The organism is Acinetobacter endophylla, assembly GCF_053543775.1.
Genome location: NZ_JBLVOM010000016.1, coordinates 7,384 through 12,394, shown reverse-complemented (window position 1 = coordinate 12,394; position 5,011 = coordinate 7,384). Strand labels below are relative to the sequence as shown.

At 37.5% G+C, this 5,011-nt stretch carries 5 protein-coding genes; all 5 read right to left on the bottom strand.

Annotation, left to right across the window (positions count from 1 at the left end; genetic code table 11):
* Nucleotides 1-496 (bottom strand): nuclease-related domain-containing protein (locus ACNPNW_RS02680; protein ID WP_448766483.1); only part of this gene is annotated, 496 nt, incomplete at its 3' end.
* An 894-nt stretch (nucleotides 497-1,390) separates the two neighbouring features.
* Entirely contained in the window at nucleotides 1,391-2,197 is an 807-nt protein-coding gene (locus ACNPNW_RS02675) for a hypothetical protein (protein ID WP_448766482.1), read from the bottom strand.
* 228 nt (nucleotides 2,198-2,425) lie between these two features.
* Nucleotides 2,426-4,066, bottom strand: a complete 1,641-nt coding sequence (locus ACNPNW_RS02670; RefSeq protein ID WP_005005743.1) for an LPD1 domain-containing protein — start codon at nucleotides 4,064-4,066, stop codon at nucleotides 2,426-2,428.
* An 18-nt stretch (nucleotides 4,067-4,084) separates the two neighbouring features.
* Complete coding sequence (locus ACNPNW_RS02665) at nucleotides 4,085-4,468, bottom strand: hypothetical protein (protein ID WP_005005744.1); 384 nt, start codon at nucleotides 4,466-4,468, stop codon at nucleotides 4,085-4,087.
* Nucleotides 4,469-4,474: 6 nt separating this feature from the next.
* A partial coding sequence (locus ACNPNW_RS02660) for a hypothetical protein (RefSeq protein ID WP_448766481.1) occupies nucleotides 4,475-5,011 on the bottom strand: 537 nt, incomplete at its 5' end.

Sequence of the window (5,011 nt, the reverse complement as noted above, 5' to 3'; positions counted from 1 at the left end):
GAGGCAGGCGCGAATAATCTGCTTTACCACACATGACAACAAAGTGAGAAACACTTTGGTAATGAAATGTAATGCCCTTAGCTTTCTTTTCTGAAACTTTATCCTTTAGTTTATTAACTATAATTTGCATTTTTTTTACATTTTTAGCTACAGGGCATGAATCTTGCTCTTTATTACCTACGTACCATTTTCCTGCAACTTTTGTAATTTCCTTACCGTTCCAGTCCTTGAATTCAATGACCAAAATGTTTGCATGAGTAATAATTAGGAGATCATATTCAAATTTCTCAGAACTACCTTTCGCTACTGCTTTTTTTCCATTTTTATGCATAAATTCAAAACCAGCATATGCTCGCCAGTTTTTAGTTTTTTCGCCACGATCAAAGACCTTTTTAATCTTATCAATTGCTTTGAGTTCGTGCTCGTATATACCTGTCTCTGGATATGTAACTTTCATATTAAAAGATTCTTTATTTAAAATGTCTTGCTTTTGCACATACAACAAATAAGCGTCAAAAATGATGCTAAATTTTTATTAACATAAAGTAATGCTATATGTACGGTGTCTTTTAGAAAAAATACTTAGCGTAAGAATTTAGTTTTTTCAGGTTGATGGTTAGTTTGGCCAAATAAGCCCTCCGAAGGTTTTTTATATTCAGTTTAGGATTGTATTTAAAATAAAGTCTGCCAAATATTTTGGTGTAAAACCTGAGTCTTCTAGCACGATCATCATTTAGATGATCTAACTCAATCATTCGTTTAAGCAAAACGTATTTCACTTAACGGTTCATAATGTGACTTATATTACATTTAATTTTTGAGTATTCAAAATTATTTTATTGAATTATAAGAAAAAAACTTAAGGAATTCCTTAAAATTTGATGACAATGGTCATATCTCTAATCACTAAAAAGACCAAAAATAGATATCTACCCATATCTCTCGGACAAATTAACTCTATTTTATAAAAGTATCAATAAATTCATTAGGTTCATGAACCAAAAATTTATAATTATTTTTTTATTTATATAAGTTATTGAAAATAATAAATAAAATTATTAAAAGTTTTATTAACTAGACTTCAGGTGAACATAAGTTAAAGTTCGAATTAAAATGAATAGGGTAGTCGCAATTTCCAAAAAATGACAGCTCATGTGTCGTTTAGATACTAACAATTTGTTTATTATAACAAATCTTAAGCATGTTAGCTGTCGTCATTCTTTGATACGGTCTACGTACTACCGTACAATCATCAGCTATATTCATGGTGTTACTTTGCATAATTTACATTTTCTGCATTCAAACCAATCAATCCAAAATTACGTGCACGTTCGAGACACATAAGCTGTCATTGACGACACATGTAATGTCACTGGTTGCGTTCGTGCGTCTATTTCTGTTGAACTATGCTATACCTTGAATAGCCAGCTACTCGGTTCACTGAAATACTGACCGACACGTTAGATTTCAGTTTTAAATCAAAATAGCGATCAATCGTCACAATTAGATGTTTTACATAATCAAAAACTACATATGTTAAATCCTTTAAATCATTGTTCTGGTGTGCAACTTCAATAAATTCTGAAAACAACGCTACACCTGTTTCGTTGGCCAGATTCGCTAACTGATTATCCAATCCGGCAATTGCCGTTAATTCTGATGCAATCACCACTTTATGCATTGCTGTTTCCGCTTCAATGCCTTTGTACTCAATCCCCTTGTATATATAGACATCGTTTTCTCGTTTGCCTTGGTTCCAAGGGTTATCCGTACCATCCAGTCTAGGCATGCTGTACGGTCGTTTTAGTTTTGCTGGAGGTGTTTGTTTAGCGGTGACTTCATAAAGGTTAAATACGCAATCTGTGTAGCGTTTAAGGCTATGGTATGTCAAAGCTTGCTGTTTGGCGGTCAACTCCCGTGGTGATACATGATTCACCAAGGTTTTGAACATTTCTAATGATTCTGGTGTGAACGATCCATCTTTTTTTGCATTGTCCATCAGGTCTTTTTTAGCCCATTTATGCTTTAGTTTTTCCGCTTCAGCATCAGATATTTTCTCTCCCCGATACACGTATCCACGCGCTGCGTTTGAATACTCAAAATCTGCTCGTTTTACTGCCTTGTAGACCATTGTTTTTGTCATTTGTTTTGCACCAGTTTTTCCCATAGTTGTGGCGACCGCTTGAGGGCTTAACACGTACCCATTCTTTTTCGCTTCGGTCGTAACACCAAAACTCGTACCCTAAACAACAACGTTTATTCACGACATAGCGGTAGGTGTTGCAGATCGTAAGCATATTCTCAGTGGCGTTAACTTCCCAAGGTTTAAACGCAATAAGCTCTGTTATTGCTTCCCTGTAAAGTCGTGTTGCTTTGGGATTATTGAATAAGATCCGTTCTTTTTTTGAGGTCTTAGTGATTGCATTCATTTCGTCCACGACCTCACTAATGCTTTTAGCCAATCATCCATCAAATCAACTAAAATTGCCCGTTCTCTGCCTGTTGGATATGCGCTTAACTTCATATTCCAACTATTTGCCGACTCTTCTGTGCCGTGCACCAAAAACCCATTTTGTTGATCATTTTCAGCCAGCTTATCCGTCACCCAACATTCAAACAGTCTGGCAAAGATTTCTGTTGGCTGTGACCAATACATTGACCGTGATTGATCTAGGTGCATGGCGTTATTCATAAAGCCCGTACCGCCTTGTCTTTCTTCGTAATCAAGGTATTTGGTTGACTTAAAAGTAAGATAATTAACCAGCTTGATAAACTTATCTGCAGTCTGGCCATCTTTAAGATGTTTGTATGCTGACTCTTGATGATTCTGTACTGAGTAACGCCCTTTACTGGTGTAAAGAAAGTATTCGCTAAAAAAGTTATTATTGAGTCCGTTTCGTTTTGCCAAAACACAATCAAATCCGTGCGCGAACTCATGGGCTAGTGCTCCAACACCTTGCGTCTTGGTCAAATGAATAAGCATATTACCTGGTTCAAAGTGAGCTGCTGCGCTATCAACGCCTGTGCCACGCGAACCGAATGCTATTCCTAGCTTACCGCCTAAAGATGCGAACGTAACGGGTAGACCTAGAAGTTCGACAAGATCCATTAGTGAGTCATACGTGCAATTCAGAAACCATGCACGTTCCTTTTGATTTACCCAATTGCCGAACTCGACTCCAGAAAATTTGAAATAGTCCATAAGCAACTGGCTATCGATGTTTTCACCCTTTCGATGGTCCTTACCCTCGCGCACTTCAACTCTGTCGTAGCGCGGTCTTTTGGGTGGTTTTGCGCGTCCTTTTTTGGGTTCTATGACTCGTTCATCTAAAATTGGCTGAAAAAATGTTTTTACTTTTTCTAGTGCTGCATTGAATGTGTCGTATTCCGTCCAATCATCTAGTGTTTGAAACCGCTTTGCTGAAATGGATTTAACGGCATACCACTTATGTTGACCAGTCTCAGTGTTTAATAATTTTTTGGCACCATAATTATCCGTATCAAGTACACGATCGTCTGGCCATCCTAAAGGGATTAAGTTTTTTAAGCGTAAACGTGTGTCTGAACTAAATGATAGTGGGTGTTTAACTCTGCGATTGGTATGTCGTCCAGCTGAGTAGCGTTCTAAAATATCTTTTTCACTTCGTCCAGCACCAAACTTAACGGTCATGTACGCATTAAAGTCGTCTGTCAGTTGTTCTAAACGTTCGTAGTGTGAGCTTTCATATTTGTTTTTTAAGAAGTGTAGCGTAGCAATGTAGGCATCATCCCATTGCTTTTGACCTATGCTAAACCAACCGCCCCCTAAAGGCTTGTTGGTTAAGTTTGCATAGACCAAAGAAAATAATAGTGCATGTTTTACAGGTTTATGGCCAGATTGGGCATCAGCTCTAAAATCAGGCTTTTGCCAATATTCCTTTTTAGTCACTAGGCTGTCAGACTTAATTCCATTCATGTTGCCTGAGAAGTCTGGTGATGGGTTGTCTTTACGTGCACCAGCAAACTTTTTACCTACATCCGTAATAGGACCATCTTTTTTTTCATTACTATTTATTTCTTCAGTCATAGCTAAACCACATAATTGTTAGTTGCGTATATCGTCCAAGATTTCTGACAGATCAAACAGATTAATATCTTTGAGTTTTGCTTCAGCATTGATGCACTCAAGTAAATTCATAAAACCAACAAAAATAATGTGTGGTATTGGTCTATTGTTGATATGCACGGGTGTTGACCAAGTGCGTACACGCGTTTCGCATATTTCAAGCCCTTGTTCTTCAAAAAGCTTGATCAATGTCGGGATGTCTTTGTCTAGTTGAGTAAGGGCTAATAACGACCGAAATACATCATTTAAGCTAATAGAGTGGTGACGATGGTTCGGATTGTGCTGTTTTCTATTGTCGCCCTGTTGTTGATTAAAGTAATGATGTTTTTCGCGATCTTGAGATGTTCTGTTTAAATATTTCATTTGGTATTAAGCTCCAAAGAGATAGCTGTAAATCAGGTACAAAATAAAAGTTATTGTTAATCCCGACACCAATAGAGAATTGATCGGGTAATTTTCTAAGTTAAAAGGTTTTCTGTGATAGCTCACTCCCCAATCTGAAACAGATCCTCGCTCTACGGCACTATAAAAGTTAGTTTGTGAGGCGTTTAAACGGTTGTTGTCTACTGATATGAATTCCAGTTTGCACAGCAATTCGTCACTCAGGTAGTTAAAGAAAGTCGTTGGTGTACCATTTGATAGGATGTGTATATAACCGACCTGTTTTTGGGTATAACCCATTCGCTCATACGCTTTTTGAAATTCGTGCGTTAAAGTCGCACTAAACTTATCCCCCTTATTTTTGGCAATCAGTTCAATTGGTGGCTCAGCTCCAGCCTGAATAAGCTTGGTGAATTTAGGACTACCACAACCCCAATTTTGAGAGATCCAAACACCGCGTTTTGTGTCGTGAATCAAACCATCAACAATGACCACGGCTGCATCACCGATGTCGCCGTTTTCTTT

Excerpts from the sequence above, each read along its gene's own strand:
- ACNPNW_RS02670 (WP_005005743.1), bottom strand. The coding sequence starts at position 4,066 with ATGACTGAAGAAATAAATAGTAATGAAAAAAAAGATGGTCCTATTACG.
- ACNPNW_RS02665 (WP_005005744.1), bottom strand. The coding sequence starts at position 4,468 with ATGAAATATTTAAACAGAACATCTCAAGATCGCGAAAAACATCATTAC.